Source organism: Longimicrobiales bacterium, from assembly GCA_035764935.1.
GTDB lineage: Bacteria > Gemmatimonadota > Gemmatimonadetes > Longimicrobiales > RSA9 > DASTYK01.
On record DASTYK010000185.1, the window covers coordinates 1 to 17,877 of the forward strand.

At 67.6% G+C, this 17,877-nt stretch carries 18 protein-coding genes; 10 read left to right on the forward strand and 8 right to left on the reverse strand.

Annotation, left to right across the window (positions count from 1 at the left end; all coding sequences use genetic code 11):
- The 7 genes from VFU06_16235 to VFU06_16265 all read right to left on the reverse strand — a co-directional run.
- The coding region (locus tag VFU06_16235; GenBank protein ID HEU5210945.1) for a hypothetical protein at positions 1–617 on the reverse strand (617 nt) is incomplete at its 3' end.
- Positions 614–1,027: a biopolymer transporter ExbD gene (locus VFU06_16240; GenBank protein HEU5210946.1), complete on the reverse strand. Its 414-nt coding sequence runs from the start codon at positions 1,025–1,027 to the stop codon at positions 614–616. The genes VFU06_16235 and VFU06_16240, both read right to left, overlap by 4 nt.
- An 8-nt stretch (positions 1,028–1,035) precedes the next feature.
- Entirely contained in the window at positions 1,036–1,485 is a 450-nt protein-coding gene (locus tag VFU06_16245; GenBank protein ID HEU5210947.1) for a biopolymer transporter ExbD, read from the reverse strand.
- 6 nt (positions 1,486–1,491) lie between these two features.
- Positions 1,492–2,214: a MotA/TolQ/ExbB proton channel family protein gene (locus VFU06_16250; GenBank protein ID HEU5210948.1), complete on the reverse strand. Its 723-nt coding sequence runs from the start codon at positions 2,212–2,214 to the stop codon at positions 1,492–1,494.
- Between the two features lie 19 nt (positions 2,215–2,233).
- Positions 2,234–2,986 (reverse strand): energy transducer TonB, encoded by a 753-nt coding sequence (locus VFU06_16255; GenBank protein ID HEU5210949.1) that lies wholly within the window; start codon positions 2,984–2,986, stop codon positions 2,234–2,236.
- Positions 2,970–3,152 carry a hypothetical protein gene (locus VFU06_16260; GenBank protein ID HEU5210950.1) on the reverse strand — a complete coding sequence of 61 codons (183 nt, stop codon included), beginning with the start codon at positions 3,150–3,152 and terminating at the stop codon, positions 2,970–2,972. Before VFU06_16260 ends, VFU06_16255 begins: the two co-directional genes overlap by 17 nt.
- Positions 3,153–3,346: 194 nt before the next feature.
- The gene (locus VFU06_16265) at positions 3,347–3,775 is read right to left on the reverse strand and encodes a hypothetical protein (protein ID HEU5210951.1); all 429 of its coding nucleotides are present in this window, start codon (positions 3,773–3,775) and stop codon (positions 3,347–3,349) included.
- Positions 3,776–4,048: 273 nt separating this feature from the next.
- Between VFU06_16265 and VFU06_16270 the strand changes: the two genes are divergently transcribed.
- The 6 genes from VFU06_16270 to nrfD (VFU06_16295) are packed head-to-tail and all read left to right on the forward strand — an operon-like array spanning position 4,049 to position 11,595.
- Positions 4,049–4,582 carry a cytochrome c3 family protein gene (locus VFU06_16270; GenBank protein HEU5210952.1) on the forward strand — a complete coding sequence of 178 codons (534 nt, stop codon included), beginning with the start codon at positions 4,049–4,051 and terminating at the stop codon, positions 4,580–4,582.
- A 12-nt stretch (positions 4,583–4,594) separates the two neighbouring features.
- Positions 4,595–7,693: a molybdopterin-dependent oxidoreductase gene (locus VFU06_16275; GenBank protein HEU5210953.1), complete on the forward strand. Its 3,099-nt coding sequence runs from the start codon at positions 4,595–4,597 to the stop codon at positions 7,691–7,693.
- Between the two features lie 6 nt (positions 7,694–7,699).
- A complete protein-coding gene (gene nrfD / locus VFU06_16280; protein HEU5210954.1) occupies positions 7,700–9,100 on the forward strand; it encodes an NrfD/PsrC family molybdoenzyme membrane anchor subunit in 1,401 nt (466 codons plus the stop codon).
- Between the two features lie 4 nt (positions 9,101–9,104).
- Entirely contained in the window at positions 9,105–9,641 is a 537-nt protein-coding gene (locus VFU06_16285) for a DUF3341 domain-containing protein (GenBank protein ID HEU5210955.1), read from the forward strand.
- Positions 9,631–10,284: a cytochrome c gene (locus tag VFU06_16290; GenBank protein HEU5210956.1), complete on the forward strand. Its 654-nt coding sequence runs from the start codon at positions 9,631–9,633 to the stop codon at positions 10,282–10,284. Before VFU06_16285 ends, VFU06_16290 begins: the two co-directional genes overlap by 11 nt.
- Before the next feature lie 3 nt (positions 10,285–10,287).
- The gene (gene nrfD, locus VFU06_16295; GenBank protein HEU5210957.1) at positions 10,288–11,595 is read left to right on the forward strand and encodes an NrfD/PsrC family molybdoenzyme membrane anchor subunit; all 1,308 of its coding nucleotides are present in this window, start codon (positions 10,288–10,290) and stop codon (positions 11,593–11,595) included.
- A 92-nt stretch (positions 11,596–11,687) separates the two neighbouring features.
- Here the strand turns inward: nrfD (VFU06_16295) and VFU06_16300 are convergent, their stop codons facing one another.
- Positions 11,688–12,437, reverse strand: a complete 750-nt coding sequence (locus VFU06_16300) for an RNA methyltransferase (GenBank protein ID HEU5210958.1) — start codon at positions 12,435–12,437, stop codon at positions 11,688–11,690.
- A 166-nt stretch (positions 12,438–12,603) separates the two neighbouring features.
- On the opposite strand from VFU06_16300, the gene VFU06_16305 reads away from it, so the two are divergent.
- The 4 genes from VFU06_16305 to VFU06_16320 all read left to right on the forward strand — a co-directional run bounded on the left by VFU06_16305 (position 12,604) and on the right by VFU06_16320 (position 17,866).
- Positions 12,604–13,044, forward strand: coding sequence for a hypothetical protein (locus tag VFU06_16305; protein HEU5210959.1), 441 nt, complete (start codon positions 12,604–12,606; stop codon positions 13,042–13,044).
- A gap of 167 nt (positions 13,045–13,211) precedes the next feature.
- On the forward strand, positions 13,212–14,234 hold the full coding sequence (locus VFU06_16310) for a pyridoxal-phosphate dependent enzyme (protein ID HEU5210960.1): 1,023 nt from the start codon (positions 13,212–13,214) through the stop codon (positions 14,232–14,234).
- A 33-nt stretch (positions 14,235–14,267) separates the two neighbouring features.
- Positions 14,268–16,496, forward strand: a complete 2,229-nt coding sequence (locus tag VFU06_16315) for a S46 family peptidase (GenBank protein HEU5210961.1) — start codon at positions 14,268–14,270, stop codon at positions 16,494–16,496.
- A 2-nt stretch (positions 16,497–16,498) separates the two neighbouring features.
- Positions 16,499–17,866 carry a dipeptidase gene (locus VFU06_16320; protein ID HEU5210962.1) on the forward strand — a complete coding sequence of 456 codons (1,368 nt, stop codon included), beginning with the start codon at positions 16,499–16,501 and terminating at the stop codon, positions 17,864–17,866.
- The last annotated feature ends 11 nt before the right edge of the window (positions 17,867–17,877 follow it).

A 17,877-nucleotide genomic window follows, 5' to 3' on the forward strand; every position in this document is an offset into this window, starting at 1 on the left:
ACGACGGCGAGGATGGCCGCAAACAGGAACAGGATCGGCATGCCGATCCGCGCCAGCCGCTCGATGCCACCGGAAATCCCCCTGGATATGACCCAGATGTTGATGCCGAGCGTGACCAGGAAGAAACCGTACGGCGTGTACCAGGCATGCTCACGCGTGGCCGCATCCCCGACACCCTGGAACGACTGCAGGTAGCCGGTCATCTGCTCCTGCGAGGTGTGGCCGAAGTAGTCACCCGAGAGGGAGAACCACGTGAATGCGAGCGTCCAGCTCTCGATGTACGTGTAGTAGATCATCACGACGAGCGGGATGACCATGCCGACCACACCGATGTACTTCGCGGCGGGATGGTGCCAGACCGCCGCGAACATCCCGGGGATGTGACCCTTGCGGTAGCGCCCTCCGTTCCGCCCGATGCCCCACTCGATCCACATCAGCGGGATGCCGAGCAGCAGCAGCGCGATGAAGTACGTGACCATGAACGAGCCGCCGCCGTTGCTCGCCGCCTGCACCGGGAAGCGCAGGAAGTTGCCGAGCCCGACGGCGTTGCCCGCCATGGCGAGAATGAGCCCGATGCGGGTGCCCCAGGCTTCGTTGGAGGTGCTGCCGGTTGTCACGATCGAGCCTCCCGTGGCAGAACGGCGCCGAGTACCTCGACGCCGGCCCCGCGCGCGGCGTCGAGTGCTCCGATGACTGTCTGGTAGGGAACATCAGGGTCGGCCTTCACGAACAGCACGCGGTCCGGCCGGTCGCGGTAGATCTCGTCCAGCGTCGCCGCAAGCTGGCCCGGTGTGACCGCGCGTGTGTTGATCGTCATCGCGCCCGCCGCGTCAATCTCGAGCACGATGCGGGCATTCGAAGCAGCCGATGTCGCCTTGTCGATCGGCAGCTGGACGTCGATGCTCTTCTGCAGCAGCGGCTGCGCGATCATGAAGATCACGAGCAGCACCAGCAGCACGTCGATCATCGGCGTCATGTTGATGTCCGCCATGGACGATCGTCCCGTGCTGCCCATCTGGATCGCCATACCGCCTCCTATTCCACAACGCGAACGTTGGATTCCGTGCCCGGGGACTGCTCCGTCACGGCGGCGATCACGCGGGCGCCCGCCTCGCGGCCGAGCTCCATGGCCTTCATCATCTCGCCATAGCGCAGCGAGCGATCAGCCTTGATGAACAGCACCCGGTCCTCCGGGTGACGCTCGAACTCTGCCCTCAGCAGCGCCGCCGCGTCACCGGCGGCGATCGGGCGCTTGTTCAGGTAGTATGCGCCGTTCATGTCGATGCCCAGGACGGTCCGATCCTCTTCTTCCGGTCTCGACAGCAGGTTCACCCCGTCCGGGAGCTGCGCCTTGAAACCGGCTACGATGGCGGGTGTGACGATCATGAAGATCACCAGCAGCACCAGCATGACGTCGACCATCGGCGTGACATTGATGTCCGCCATCACGTTGGTGTCCTTGATGTCGTGCGACTGCATGCCCATGCTGCCTCACACGCTGTGGCTGAGCGCAGAACCGTGCGCGCTCAGCGCGGTGGTCCCGCCGAGCCGGGCCTCGAAGCGCAGCAGGAAGTCCATGAACTCCTTCGTCGCGTACGTGATCTCCATCGAGGTGAAGTCGATACGATTGATGAAGTAGTTGTACATCCACACGCCGGGCAGTGCGACGAGCAGGCCGATAGCCGTTGTGATCAGAGCTTCGGCGATACCCGCAGAAATGGCTGCCAGGCCGCCGCTGCCGGCACTGGCCATGCCCGTGAATGCATTCACCACGCCCATCGTCGTGCCGAGCAGACCGACGAACGGCGCCGTCGCGCCGATGGTCGCCAGCACACCGAGCCCGCGGCGGAACCGCGAGAGCTGTTCGAGCGTGTTCAGCTCGATCATCCGCTGCACGGACGCGACCTCCACCGGTGTGAGCGTGTGATCCTCGGAGTGCGCCTGCAGCGACGGAAATACGCGCCGGAACGCGTTCGCGAGGTGGCTGTTCGGGTACTGCTCCACCAGGCTCGCCGCGGCATTGAAATCCTCGCGCGCGAGCGCATCCGAGAAGCCGGGGGCGAAGCGCACCGTCTCCCGCTTCGAGCGCGCAAGCATGATCAGCTTGCGGATCGACACGGTCGCGACCGCCAGCGACATACCCAGTAGCACGAATACGATGCCCTTGGCGAACCACCCCATGTGGCCCCAGAGCTCGATCAGCGACATGTTCATTTTCGATATCCCTTGTTCGTCAGCGCGTCTGGAACTGGATCGGCAGTGCGACCCAGACCGGCACGTGATTATCCCTGTTCAGTGCGGGTGAGAACTCCATGATCCGGGCGACGTGCGTCGCCGCTTCATCGAGTGCCTCGTAACCGCTCGATTCCTTGACCTGCGTTCGCAGCACTGCACCCTGCTCGTCGATGAAGATCCAGACGAGTACGCTGCCGCCGATGCCGGCATCGCGCAGGAGTGGCGGATACTGCCGCTCCAGGGCGCGTGCGACCTCCGTCCGGTTCTTCAGCTCCGGCGCGACTGTGTAGGGCGTGAAGCGCGGCGCCGCCGCGATGTCCTCGGCCGTGATGGTGATCGTCGAATCGCCGTCGGCGCGACCACCTTCCACGCCGACACCGCTGAAATCCCGCACGTCAATGCGCAGCTGCGGCTGCGGGGGCGGAATGTCCGGCATCACCACGTCCGGCATCTCCAGGGTCTGGAATCCGCGCGCGACGGGCTCGCTCGGCGGCGGCGGCGCAATGTCTTCCGGAGGCGGCGGCGGCGGCGGTGGCGGCGGTGGCGGTTCTTCCGCCACCGGAATGAGCACCGTCACCACTTCCTTCACTTCCTGGCCGGCACTCATCGTGGCCCACGCGACGGCCACGATGACCAGCCCGTGTGCGACAAGGGACGCCAGGCCCGCTGCTATGCGTCCGCCGCCCTCGCTCCTCGGCCGGCTCGCCAGCAGCGTTCCTGACATCGGCGCACGCTCAGTCTCCGGTTTCATCGCGCGCCTCGTCGATCGCCGGCGGCTTCCGGCTGCCGTACCAGATGAAGCCGATGAAGGCAAGCATCAGCACGTAAACGACGATCGCGCCGGCGTCGTGCGGCAGGTTGCGGATCACGGCCTCGAACGTGAGGCCACCATCGGTCGTGTCCTGAATCAGCAGCATGGATTCGCTCCGTTTCCTGGTTGTGTTTCGGCGTTGTGGATTGGTCCGGCACGCGGCAAGGCGCGGATCAGCGGATCAGCGGATCCACGGATCGCGTACGTGCACGACGTGCTGGCGCCCTGTGTCAGGCGCGTGCGACGTCGCACCGGTGCGGCACAGCGTCCCGGGGACGCGCGCCGGCCGGGCCGGATCTGTCAGGAACGCGGAGCGGGCGGAGGCGTGCTGAAGCTGTGGAGGGTGCCGTTACTGGCGAACGCGCAGGTGATGTCGGTCGCCGCGTGCTGCCACAATGCGAGACGGACCCGCAACTGGCTCAGGGCGGCGGGACGAGCGTCCGAACCGTCGTCGATGCTCTGATCGGGTCGGCCCGTTGCGCGCAGGTTGACGCGCGGGTTGATCTCGAGAAGTGTCTCGAGCGCGCCCTGCCCGGCGAGGAACGGGAGCGGGCGCTCGAAGCTGCGGTCGATGTGGTCCTGCGGCCGGGCGTCGGCGCCGACGTGCGATGCGGTGGCGTCGTGGCCGTCGGGCGTTGCCTGTGCCTGCGCATGCGAGGCCGTGCCCGGCGCGCAGAGCGCGACGAGTGCGAGGAGCAGTCCACGCAGGCCGGCAGTGATTCGACGCATCGTCCGTTTGACTGGGAGCAGCAGCAGCTACTCTGCTCCTCAATCTGGGGCACTCCGACCCGGGTGGGAAGTGGGGAAGGCGCAGCGGGTTGCGGGGGGTGGGATGCGAGGGCAGATTGCCCCGGCTCCGCGCCCTGTGTTCGTCTTGCGGACGGGTTGAACCGCCACTATGCTGGCCGCCCGCCGGAACCCGACGACGATTGCGCGGCTGCTTTGCGCGTGGTCGAGTCCGCGTTGCGGCGACTCACGGTATTACGAACAGTCAGGTGCGCGATGTCGAAAGCCAGGTGGGCGATCTTCGGAGTGGCGGGTGCGCTGGCACTGGCAGGCTCCGGTCTGATCGCAGCCTCAGCTGTCGGGCCGTTTGGTAAGAATGCGCCCGAGCAGCCGATAGCAAATTTCTCCCACGCATTGCACGCGGGCACCCGCCAGATGCCCTGCATGTACTGCCACTCGTCGGCGGACAAGTCCGTCGACGCGGGCATTCCGGCGGTGCAGGTGTGTGCGGGCTGTCATATTCCGGGCGGTCAGCCGCTCGTGCGCGCGGATCGTCCCGGTGTGCAGCAGCTCGTGCAGTACTGGCGCGAGCAGCGCCCGATCCCGTGGGTGCGAGTTTACGACCTGCCTGACCACGCGCACTTCCCGCACATGCGTCACGTGAACGCCGGTCTCCAGTGCCAGGAGTGTCATGGCCCGGTCGAGACGATGGATGTGGTCGAGCAGGTGCCTCCACTGACGATGGGCTGGTGTGTCCAGTGCCACGAGCAGCGGCAGGCGCGCACGGATTGTACGGTCTGTCACTATTGAGTGTGAGCCGACATGGCTAATGGTTTGGAAAGACGCGAGTTCCTCAAGGTCATCGGCGCGACCGGCGCGGGCGCGGCGCTGACCGGTTGCGGCACGGCCGGCACGGAGCGGCTGATCCCGTATGTCGTGGGGCCGGAGGAGATCGTACCCGGCATCTCGACCTGGTATCGCACGACGTGCCGGGAGTGTCCGGCTGGCTGTGGCATGAACGTCCGCACGCGTGAGGGGCGCGCGATCAAGGCGGAGGGCAATCCGCTCTCACCCGTTTCGCACGGTCACCTGTGCTCGCGCGGACAGGCTTCGCTGCACGGCCTCTACAACCCTGACCGGGTGCCGCAGGCACTGGCGCGCGTGGGGACCGGCTGGGACAAGCTGTCGTGGGACGATGCCGAGAACCGGCTCGCACGCCAGCTCATGCAGCCGCAGGGTGAAACGGTCTTCCTGACGCACAGCTTTACGGGCAGTCTGGACCGGCTGATCGACGACTTCTGCGCCGCCTTCAACATCCGGCGCGTCCGCTACGAGCCGTTCGCCTACGAGCCGGTCCGTGCCGCGATGCGGATGATGTACGGCCGCGACGCGGTGCCGGTTCACTCGTTCGAGAACGCCGAGGTCGTGCTGACCTTCGGCGCCGACATCTTCGAGACATGGGTCTCGCCCGTCGACTACCAGCACGGGTGGGGTCAGGGCGTCAGCTACCGCAACGGCCAGCGCGGTCGCCTGATCTCCGTCACGCCGCACCAGTCGCTCACGGACATGAATGCCGACGAGTGGCTGCCGGTCAAGCCGGGCACCGAGCACCTCGTCGCGCTCGCGATCGCGCGGATCATTGCCGACAACGGCGGTGATGCGGGACAGGGCGCGGCGATGCTCGCGAACGTCGACGTGGCGCAGGCCGCGGCGGCCGCGGGCGTCTCGCCCGAGCGCATCCGCCAGGTCGCAGCCGTGTTCGCGAACAACGGCCGCTCGCTCGCGGTCGGCCCGGGCGTGGCCTCCACGCACGCGGCCGCGACCGCGGTCGCGAGCGCCGTGATGCTCCTGAACCAGGTTGCCGGCAACATCGGCAGCACGGTGCACATCGATCGCGCCGAGGCGGCCGGCAACAATGCCGGCACCTACCAGGAGATGCAGCAGCTCGTCCAGCGCATGGCCGGTGGGCAGGTTGGCGGGCTGCTCGTCTACGGGCCCAACCCGCTGTACGAGCTGCCGAATCGCGCCGAGGTGGAGAGCGCGATCGGACAGGTGCCCTTCGTCGCCTCCTTCTCGAGCTACCTCGACGAGACGAGCGCGCACGCGCACCTGCTGCTGCCGGATCACCACTTCCTGGAGAGCTGGGGCGACTATCAGCCGCGTACCGGGCTCACGGGCATCGTCCAGCCGGTCATGATGCCGGTGTTCGACACCAAGCAGACGGGCGACGTGCTGCTGTCCGTTGCGGTCCGCGCCGGTACGAACCTGCCGGACGCGCAGCCGACGTTCTACGACTACGTGCGCGCCCAGTGGCAGCGTGGCCCGTACGCGAGCGCCGGCGGCGGCGCGGCCTTCGAGGACTGGTGGCGCGACGTGCTCCAGACGGGCTTCGTCGTGCAGGCGACGGCTGCCGCCGCGCCTGCAGCGGCCGCGACAGCCGGTGCCTCGCTGGCGCAGGTTCCCTTCGGTGAGCCGGAGATCAGCGGGCCGCAGGACGGCTACTACCTCGTCGTCTATCCGTCCAGCCGCTTCTTCGACGGCCGCAACGCGAACCGGCCGTGGCTCCAGGAGCTGCCCGACCCGGTCTCGAAGTTCTCGTGGTCGTCGTGGGTCGAGATCAGCCCGGTGGTGGCCGAGCAGCTCGACCTGGACACCGGTCACATCGTCGAAGTCGCGACCGACTTCGGCTCTGTCGAGGCGCCGGTCTGGATCCATCCGGGCACGCGCCAGGACACGATCGCGATCCAGCTGGGGCAGGGGCACACGCAGTTCGGCCGCTATGCGATGAACCGCGGCGTCAACCCGCTCGACCTGCTGGCGCCGCTCGCGGACCCGGTGTCCGGCGCATTCCTGTACATGCAGCAGCGCGCCACGCTGCGGCCCACCGGCCGCTGGGAGCGGCCGATCCAGTCCGGGCTGAACGCGGACCAGGAGAACCGCGACGTCGCGCAGAGCATCTCGCTGGCCGAGGCGCGCGCCAGGGACACGGAGCGTGGCCTGCTCGTGGCCATGGCCATGACCGGCGCCGGCGGCGAGCATCTCTCGGAAATGCAGGAGGGACACCAGCCCGAGGCCGGCGCTCACGGCCACGACGTGCATCCGTTCGAGGCACGCGTGCACGAGCTGCAGGCGAGCGGTGGCTTCGCGCCCGCCGAGATCAACGCGTCACCGCAGGCGTGGCCGCCCGAGGGCACGCACTACGGCGAGTACTCCGAGGAACACCCGCGCTGGGGCATGTCGATCGACATGGAGCGCTGCACCGGCTGCAGCGCCTGCATCACGGCATGCTACGCGGAGAACAACATCGGCATCGTCGGCCCCGAGCAGGTGGCCAAGGGGCGTATCCTCCACTGGCTGCGCATCGAGCGCTACTTCGAGGGTGAGGCGGAGGATCTCCACACGACGTTCCTGCCGATGCTCTGTCAGCAGTGCGGCAACGCGCCGTGCGAGCCGGTCTGCCCGGTCTACGCGGCGTATCACACGCCGGACGGGCTGAACGGCCAGGTCTACAACCGCTGCGTGGGCACGCGCTACTGCGCGAACAACTGCCCGTACAAGGTCCGTACGTTCAACTGGTTCAGCTGGGAGTGGCCGGAGCCGCTCAACTGGCAGCTGAATCCGGACGTCACGGTGCGCGAGAAGGGCGTGATGGAGAAGTGCACCTTCTGCGTGCAGCGGATCCGCGAGCAGCAGCACGTCGCGCGACTCGAGAACCGCGGTGTGCGCGATGGCGAGATCGTGCCGGCGTGCGCGCAGACGTGTCCGTCGGACGCGATCGTGTTCGGCAACCTGAAGGATCCGAACGCCCGGGTCACGCGCGTCGCCGCATCGGGTCGCGGCTACCGCGTGCTCGAGCAAATCAACACACAGTCCGCGATCACGTACCTGAAGCGGGTGCGGCCGGAAGGCGCGGAGGCATAACGAAGCATGGCTACGGTCATTCGCTCCGAGACGCACCCGGACGTCGGCAGCTACGGCCAGGTCAACAAGGACCTGCTGAAGCTGCTCGGCAAACCGGGTCGCGCCTACTTCATACTGCTCGCGGTGTCGATCGCCCTGGTCGGGCTGCTCGGCTTTGCCTGGGCGGGGCAGGTCATCCTCGGCATCGGCATGTCCGGCCTGACCAACCCGGTCGGCTGGGGCGCATACATCACGACCTTCGTCTTCTGGGTCGGTATCGCGCACTCGGGCACGCTGATCTCCGCGGTGCTCTACCTGTTCCGCGCACGCTGGCGGCAGTCGATCTACCGCGCGGCCGAGGCCATGACCGTCTTCGCGGTCATGACCGCGGGCCTCTTCCCGATCATCCACCTCGGGCGGCCCTGGCTGTTCTACTACCTGCTGCCGTACCCGAACCAGCGCGGCATCTGGCCGAACTTCCGCAGCCCGCTGGTGTGGGACGTCTTTGCGGTCAGCACCTACTTCACGGTGTCGGCGACGTTCTTCCTGATCGGCATGATCCCCGACATCGCGGCCGCACGCGACGCGACCACGGTGCCGTGGCGGAAGAAGCTGTACACGATCCTCTCGTTCGGATGGCGCGGTACCGACAACGAGTGGAAGCACTTCACGCGCGCGTACCTGTACCTGGCCGCGCTCGCGACACCCCTGGTGCTGTCCGTGCACTCGGTCGTGTCCTGGGACTTCGCCATGTCGATCGTGCCGGGCTGGCACACGACGATCTTTGCACCCTACTTCGTCGCCGGCGCGATCTTCTCCGGTCTCGCGATGGTGCTCACGCTGGTCATCCCGATCCGCAAGATCTTCGGGCTCGAGGCGTACTTCACCCCGCGCCACATGGACGCGATGGGGAAGATGATCCTCGTCACCAGCATGGTCGTCTTCTACGCGTACCTGAGCGAGTACTTCATCGCCTGGTACAGCGTCGAGGTGCCGGAGCGCGGCCAGTTCTGGTGGCGCGCATTCGGTGACTACTGGTGGGCCACGTGGATCATGCTCACGTGCAACGGCATCATCCCGATGCTGCTGTGGTCGCGGAAGGTGCGTACCTCGTACGCCGCCATGTTCGTGATCACCATCTTCATCAACATCGGGATGTGGTTCGAGCGCTTCGTGATCATCGTCGTGTCGCTCGCCCACGAGTACGAGCCCTGGCAGTGGCGCAACTACATGCCGAGCTGGACCGAGATGGCGATCCTCGCCGGCAGCTTCGGCTGGTTCTTCATGTGGTTCCTGCTGTTCATGCGGATCCTGCCCGCGGTCTCCATCGCGGAGCTGAAGGAAGTTCTGCCCGCACCGCTGCGTCGTTCGCGCGCGGGCGCGGGAGCGCAGGCGCAGGGCCGCGTCGGCTCTGCAGAGGAGCACTGATCCGATGAGCGCGACAAGGAGCCCGGGTGTCCTGGGCATCTTCGATTCCGTCGATGCGACGGTCAAAGCGATCCATGAGCTGCGCGACCTGGGCGTGAAGCGACCGACCGTGTTCACACCGGCGCCGAACCACGACATCGAGCACGCGCTCGATACCGAGGAGAGCCCGGTCCGGCTGTTCACGCTCGTGGGCGGCCTGACCGGCGCGGCCAGCGGTTTCGCGCTGGCCACCTGGACTTCGATGGACTGGCCACTGGTGACCGGCGGCAAGCCGATCATCTCGCTGCCCGCGTGGGTGATCATCGCGTTCGAGCTGACGATCCTGTTCGGTGCGCTCTCGACGATCCTGGGCCTGTTCGTCAATGCACGGCTGCCGCAGCGCAGCCCCACGCTCGTCTACGATCGCAGCTTCTCGGTCGACCAGTTCGGGGTCTACGTGGTCCCCTCGGCCGACCGCGCGGAGGAGGTTCGCAGGGTGCTCGCGGAGAGCGGTGCCGTCGAGGTCCGCCACGGCACACGGGAGGTGACCAGTGAAGTTTGAGCGCGCGTTCCGGCTGACTGCGCTGGCCATCACCCTGGCAGGCACCACCGCCTGCACGCAGATCGACAACGCGCTCGCGAGCGTGCCGGTCTTTGCATTCCTGCGCGAGGCGCCGTTCTTCGATCCCTACGAGATGCCGCGCATGGCGCCGCCCGGATCAGTCCCCTTCGAGAGCCCGCTCGGCCGCGCACTGCCGCCGATGGAGGCGACGGAGGCGGGGCTCAACGAGTTCGCCGCCAGCGAGTACGGCCGCAACCCGTACACCGGCGTTGCGAACGACTCCGCCTGGATCGCCTACGGCCAGGAGATGTACACGCGGCACTGCTTCGTCTGCCACGGAACGGAGGGCGCCGGTGACGGACCGGTCATCGGGCCCGACGTGTTTCCGATGGGCATGTCGCTCATCACCGGCAACGCGCCCGGCCGCTCCGACGGCTACATCTACGGGATCATCCGCGTCGGTCGCGGACTGATGCCGGCGTACGGCGGCCGCACCACGGACGCCGAGCGCTGGGCCATCGTGAACTACGTCCGGCACCTGCAGCAGGCCGGCGGCGCCGCGGCACCCGCGGCGGCCCAGCCCGCTGCGACACAGCCGGCAACGACGGATACCGCGGTGCAGGACACCGCAGGCCTGGAATAAAGCATGGCGCACTCGTCTCATTCACACGAGATCCCGCTCCGCCGCCTGGATCCGCTGCCGAACGGGCTGCGGCTCGCAGGGCCGGTGCTCACCATCATCGGGCTGCTCGTGTTCATTGCAGCGCTGCTGGTCGACCCGGCACGCGCGTGGCACTCGTACCTGTTCAACTGGATCTGGGCCTTCGGCATCGCCCAGGGCGCCGTGATCCTGGCCGCCGTGACGACGATCGCCAAGGGGCTCTGGGCCCGGCCGATCCGCCGTTTCGCCGTGTCATGGGCCGCCTTCCTGCCGATCGCGTTCGTGCTGATGCTGCCGATCCTCATCTTCGGCGCCGATCACATCTTCCCGTGGATCGAGCATCCGGTGCCCGGCAAGGAAGCGTACCTGAACATGCCGTTCCTCGCGGTGCGCAACGTCCTGGCACTCGCAGCACTGATCGGCGTGTCACTGTACTTCGCGTACGTCACGCTGCGCCCTGACCTCGGCATGATGCGCGACGGGGTCGATGCGCGGCTGCACCCGCTGTACATGCGCCTCACGCGCGGCTGGCGCGGCCAGGAGCCCGAGGAGTTCCGCGCGTACAAGAAGCTGACCGTGCTCGCGCCCGTGCTGGTGCTGCTGTACGCACTCGGGATGACGTTCGTCGGCTGGGACTTCTTCATGTCCCTCGAGCCGCACTGGTTCAGCACGCTGTTCAGCCCGTTCCTGTTCATGGGCGCCTTCCTCGGCGGCATCACCCTCACGATCGTCGTCGCGGTGCTGTACTCGCGACAGCACGGCTTCGTGGGGATCGTACCGCCGAGCGGCTTCCACGACCTGGGCAAGATGTTCCTCGGGCTTACGATCTTCTGGGCGTACCTGTTCTTCTCGCACTACATCGTGATCTGGTACGGCAAGCTGCCGCTCGAGCAGGAGTACCTGATTCACCGGCTGGTGATGCCGTTCCGGGTCACGTCGTCGATCGTGTTCTTCATGATCTTCGTGATCCCGTTCTTCGGCATGCTGAGCGTGTCCGCCAAGCGGCACACCCGCATCCTGATGACGTTCGCGATCATCAGCCTGCTCGGACTCTGGCTCGAGCGCTGGACGCTCGTGTACCCTTCGCTCTACATCGGCACGGACACGCTGCCGCTCGGCTGGCGCGAGATCGGGATGCTGCCCCTCTTCCTCGGGCTCATGCTCATGGCGCACAGCTGGTTCGCGAGCCGCTTCCCGATGTTCCAGTCGTGGCAGCCGTTCAGCGAGGTCGAGCTGCAGGGCGTCGAATTCGATGCCGGCGTGCCACACGGGACCAGCGATCCCGTCGCCTGATCCCGCGCTGCTGCTGAACGACGAGCGCCCGGCGGTCTGACAACCGCCGGGCGCTCGTCGCTTTGCGCGACTGCCATTCGCTGCCGTGAACGCTACGTGTTCCGCTCGATGTACTTTCGCACCTCGATGGCCATCGCGCGCAGCAGCTTCGCTTCACGCGACGTCAGCTCGGCGCGACGCGTGACCGCACGCAGCGTCCGCATGATCGCCTCCGGATCGCGCGCCTTGTAGAACTCGATCAGCTCCAGCGTCCGGCCCGCGTCGCCGAACCAGTCGTCCAGCTCAGCAGGAGTGGCCGGAGCCGCGTCGCGCTTGGGTCGCGGCAGCGCCGGCTGATCGGAAAGCGCGGCCAGGCGCAGCTCGTAGCTGACCAGCAGCACCGCCTGCGCCAGGTTGAGCGACGAGTGCCGCTCGCTCGTGGGGATCACCAGCAGCTCGTTGCAACGGTCGAGGTCCTCGTTGCTGAGCCCCTTGTCCTCCCGGCCGAACAGTACGCAGACCGGTCCGGGCAGCCCGCTGGCATGGGCGATCAGACGCGGCGCCGCTTCGCGCGGATGCGCCCACACGTACGCAGCCGTCCGCCGCCGTGCCGTGGTCCCGACGATGTGGCCCGCGTCCGCGACCGCCTCATCCAGCGTATCGAAGAACTCGACCCGCTCCAGCAGCCACTCCGATCCGTGGGCGATGCCCGCGATGCGATATGCGTCGAAGAGGTCCGGTGCGACCAGCCGCAGCCGGGAAAGTCCCATGTTCATCATCGCGCGCACCGTGCCCGCGATGTTGACGAGGTCCTGCGTCCGATGGAGCACGACCACAACGTTGTCCAGCGCGTTCTCTGCCATGCGCAGGAGTCTGCCGGTACGGGTGCGACCCGTCAACGCGTGAGCCGGGCCCCGGCCGTGACGGATTCTGCCGCCTTTTCACCCGCAGGGACCCATTCTTGCTCTCTGGCGGGGCAGGGAGGGCGCGGATGACCGCCTGCGGGCGGCCGAAGCAGAAGGGGGTAGCATGACGACGATGGCACTGGTGTTCGCCACCGCGCTGCATGCGTTCCCCGGCGCGCCGGTGGAGTCGGAGAGCCCGGCGTGCCGCGGCGAACTGCAGGGCAACGAGCTGCGCACGACGATTGAGTTCGAGGACGGATCCAGTTTGATCGGCCCGTGGCGCGTCGCGCACGTTGCCGGTACGGCGGATCATCGGGTGACTGGGATTCTGGATCGAGTGATCGAGGTAGACAGTCGCGGCATGACCGCGACGACGCCGTTCCCCCATGGTGTCGCGGTGCTGTTCGAGGGGCGGAGCGAGCGGGACATGATCGAAAATGCGGCGCAGGTCTGGTGCTCGACCGTGAAGCGGGCCCGGAGCGCCCGTTCCGTGGAATGGAGCATGCAACAGCCGGTGCGCGTTACAACCGGACCCGGCAGCACAGCAGACCGTCTGTTGTCGTAGCACGCGGCGGACACGTCGCAGGACACCGTCGCCCGGGCTCCGCCCTCACGGGGCACGCGAGGGAATGGAGCAGACGCCTGGAGTCCCGGGCACGGTTGCCCCCTCACTCGACGCTGGCGCTGCACTCGCCTACCTTGCCGGTGAACCCGCACCGCCGGCACTGATTGATGACAGCAGCATCCAACGCACTGCTCGACCGCTATCCTGCACTGAACGACCGACTGCCGTGGGTCTCGCTGGGCGTGGAGCGAACACCGCTCACCACGCACGGGCTGGGGGGTCGGGAGGTGATGCTCAAGCGTGATGACCTGGCCGCCCGGCCGTATGGCGGCAACAAGGTGCGGAAGCTGGAGTTTCTCCTGGCGCGGGCGCGCGCCGAAGGTGCGACCCGCATTGTCACGGCGGGTGCCACCGGCTCGCACCACGCGCTTGCCACGACCATCTACGGCCGCCGCCTCGGCTTCGACGTCACGACGCTTCTGTTCCCGCAGCACCGCACCGATCACGTTCGCGACGTCCTGCTGTGCATTGCGGACACCGGCGCCGACCTGCGGTTTCTGTCGCGGATGGAGATGGTGCCGTACGGGATGTGGCGTGCGCGGCGCGCGCTGGGCGACCAGACCTACCTGGTCCCGCCCGGCGGCTCCGACGCGACGGGCACACTGGGCTACGTTGCCGCCGCCCTGGAGCTGGACGAGCAGATCGGCGCGGGCCCCGAACCCGACGCGATCTATGTTGCAGCAGGGACACTGGGCACGGTCGCCGGTATCGCTTTGGGGCTCGCGCTCGCCGGCCGCACGATCCCGGTGCGCGGTGTGCGCATCACGTCGCGGCTGGTCACCAACCGGCGGATGCTGCGCCGGCTGCTGCAGGGAGCGGCCGCGCTGCTGGAGCGCGCCGGCGTCGACGTGGGCGACGCGCCGATGCGCGCCGAGGCGGCCGTGCGCATCCTGGACGACCAGGTCGGCGCCGGCTACGGTCACGAAACCGAGGCGGGCGTTGCAGCAACCAGACGCTTTGCCGACCTGGGAATCACGCTCGACCCGACGTACACGGCCAAGGCCGCCGCGGCCGTGCTTTCGGCATCGGACTCGCGTCCCCTGTTCTGGCACACACTCAGTGCGACGATGCCGCCGGTCGGCGCGATGCCGGCCCTGCCCGCCGCATTCGCGCAGTACCTGAGCAGCTAGCTGGCAGTGCAATTCAACCGCATGGAACCTGTCATGAAAGCCAAGCCATTCTTCCCGATCCTGCTCCTCGCCGCAGTGGCCGGGCTGAGCGCGTGCGCCTCCGCCGCCCCGGCAACAACGACCCCGACACCCTCCACTCCGGCCACCGGCACCCCGACGGCGCAGCCACCGGCAGCGACGGGCGCGCTCGTTCCGTCGGAAGCGGCGCTGCGCGCCTCGGAGACGATCGAGCTCACCGGCCGGGAGCTGGGCACGATGTGGACGTTCGAGAACGCGCCGCTCGAGTACTGGCGAACCACGTACGGCTTCTCGGCCGACCAGCAGTGGCTCGACCAGGTGCGCCTCGCGTCGGTGCGGGTGGGCACGTTCTGCTCCGGCTCCTTCGTCTCGCCCGAGGGACTGGTGATGACCAACCATCACTGCGCGCGCGAGTGCGTCGAGGCGCAGTCGACGGGCGATACCGACTACGTGGAGCAGGGCTTCTACGCGGGTAGCCGCGAGGACGAGGCGCTCTGCCCCGGACTGTACCTGGACCAGCTCGTCGGGATCGATGACGTGACCGCACGCGTTCAGGGAGCAGCACCCGCGGGTGCCAGCGCGACGGCGGTCACGGAGGCGATGGACGCGGAGATCGAGCGAATAGAAAGCGAGTGTGAGAGTGCGGGTGACAACGAGTGCCAGGTCGTTTCGCTCTTCCATGGCGGGCAGTACCAGCTCTACCAGTACCACCGCTTCCAGCCGGTGAAGCTCGTCTGGGCGCCCGAGCTGCAGGCCGGTTTCTTTGGCGGCGACCCGGACAACTTCACCTATCCGCGCTACGCTCTCGACGCGGCGTTCCTGCGCGCATACGACGGGGACGAGACGACGCCGGCGCAGACGCCGTACTTCCCCTGGCGCCGGGCCCCGATCGCCGACGGTGAGCTGGTGTTCGTCACCGGCAATCCGGGCTCGACCAGCCGCATGATCACGGTGTCGGAGCTGATGTACGAGCAGCGCTTCCGGCATCCGTTCCTGGTGCAGCTGCTGCGTGGCCAGCGCGATTTCCTGCAGTCGCTCGCGGAGGCGAATCCGCAGATGGAGCAGCAGGTGCGCCAGCAGCTCTTCTCCGTCGAGAACAGCCTCAAGGCATACAGCGGCCAGCTCGCCGGACTGCGCGACACCACTCTGGTCGCACGCAAGATCCGCTGGGAGCGTGAATTCCGCGATGCGGTGAACCGCGATGCCGCACTGCGCGCCGAGTACGGTGACGTGTGGGATCGCCTCGCGGCGATTCACCAGCGCAAGCTCGCTGTCGCGCCGCGCGTGAACATCACGAACCCGGAGTTCGTCGGCGCCCCGCACATCATGTACGCGCGCAACCTGGTGGACTACGTACAGCAGGCGGCCCTGCCGGAGGCGCAGCAGTCCGAGGCGTTCCGGGAGAACCGGGCGCAGATCGAGCAGATGCTGAACGCGCCTTCGCAGGTGGACCCGCGCATCGCGAGTGCCCTGCTCGAGCTGTACCTGGAGCTCGCCTGGGAGTGGCTGCCCGCCGGTGATCCGCTGCGTGCCGCACTGTTCGATGCAGGCGAGGATCCGACGGCCGCAGCACGCAGGATCACGGCTGCGTCGCGCGTGCTCGATCAGGCGTACCGCCGACAGGTCATGGACGGCGGCGCGGCGGCGCTCGCGAATACGACCGATCCGCTGCTCCGGTTTGCCGCAGCCGCGGGTCCGCTCTTCCCGGAGCTGACCGCCGAGCTCGAGCAGCTCAACGCCGACGAGGCAGTACAGGAGGAGCGTCTCGCCAAGGCACTCTTCGCCGTCTACGGCGCGGACCTGCCGCCGGACGCAACGTTCACGCTGCGCATCACCGACGGCGTCGTGAGCGGCTATCCGTACAACGGCACGCAGGCGCCACCGTTCACGACCTTCTATGGCATGTACAACCTGGCCGCGGGATTCGATAACGAGTTCCCCTGGGAGCTGCCGGCCTCGTTCGCGCAGCGCGCGCAGCAGCTCGACAAGTCCGTGCCCCTCGACTTCGTCTCGACCAACGACATCACCGGAGGCAACAGCGGCAGCCCCCTGATCGACCGGGAGATGCGCGTCGTCGGACTCGCGTTCGACAGCAACATCGAGGGCCTGCCGAACGAGTTCCTGTTCCGGCCGGACTCGGGCGGTCGCACGGTCAGTGTCGCGGCCGCCGGCATTCTGGAAGCACTCCGCAGCGTCTACCAGGCGACCGCGCTGGTGAACGAGATCCTCGCAACCGCACGCTGACGATGGCAGGCACGAGAGAGTACATCGAAACGAACAGGGAGCGGTTCCGCGACGAGCTGTTCGAGTTCCTGCGTATCCCGAGCGTCTCCGCACGACGGGAGCACCGGGCCGACACACGCGAAGCTGCCGAGTGGCTGAAGCACAAGCTCGACGAGCTCGGCATGAAGACGTCGCTGCACGAAACGCCGGGACATCCGATCCTGCTCGCGGAGTACCGCGAGGCAGGACCGGATGCGCCCACAGTTCTCGTCTACGGCCACTACGACGTGCAGCCCGCCGAGCCGCTCGAGCTGTGGACGACGCCGCCCTTCGAGCCCGCGGTGCGCGACGGCCGCATCTACGCCCGCGGCTCCGTCGACGACAAGGGACAGCTCTACCTGCACGTCAAGGCCGTCGAGGCACATCTGAAGACCAGCGGCCGGCTGCCCGTCAATCTCGTCCTGCTGTTCGAAGGGGAGGAGGAAGTCGGCAGCGAGAACCTGATGCCGTTCGTCGAGCAGAATGCCGAACGGCTGCACTGCGACGCGATCGTCATCTCGGATACGACGATGATCGGGCCCGGGCTCCCCACCATCGGCGCATCGCTGCGCGGCCTCGCCTACTTCGAGATCAACGTGCAGGGGCCCGGTCAGGACCTGCACTCCGGCAGCTACGGCGGCACCGTGATCAACCCGGCCACTGCGCTCGCGCGGATCATTGCCTCGTTCCATGACGGGGACTGGCGCGTCGCGATCGACGGCTTCTACGACGATGTGCTGCAGGCGGAGGACTTCCGGGCGGCGATGAAGAAGCTGCCCTTCGAGGAGAAGACCTTTCTCGCAGAGACCGGCGCGCCCGCGCTCGCTGGCGAGACGGGGCAGACCACGCTCGAGCGCATCTGGGTGCGCCCGACCTGCGAGGTCAACGGGCTGCTCTCGGGCTACACGGGCGAGGGCTCCAAGACCGTGCTGCCATCGAAGGCCATGGCCAAGGTGAGCTGCAGACTGGTGCCCGACCAGGACCCGAAGCGCATCGCAGAGCTGTTTCGTGCACACGTCGAGAAGCACGCACCGGACGGCGTGAAGGTCGAAGTCGAATACCTGCACGGCGGCCGACCGTGGCGCGCGAAGCTGGAGGGCAGGCTCGTCGATGCCGCGGCTGCTGCCCTCGAGAGTGCGTACGGCCGCGAGGTCGTGTATGCAGGCGAGGGCGGGTCGATCCCGATCGTGCCGGAGTTCGAGCGCGTGCTCGATGCGCCCGCACTGCTCCTCGGCTTCGGACTGCCGGGCGAGAATGCACACGCCCCCGACGAGTGGATGAGCGTGGAGAACTTCGAGAAGGGCATGATCGCAGCGGCCGAGCTGCTGGACCGTCTCGCAGCGAAGGCGTAGGACCCGGCGGG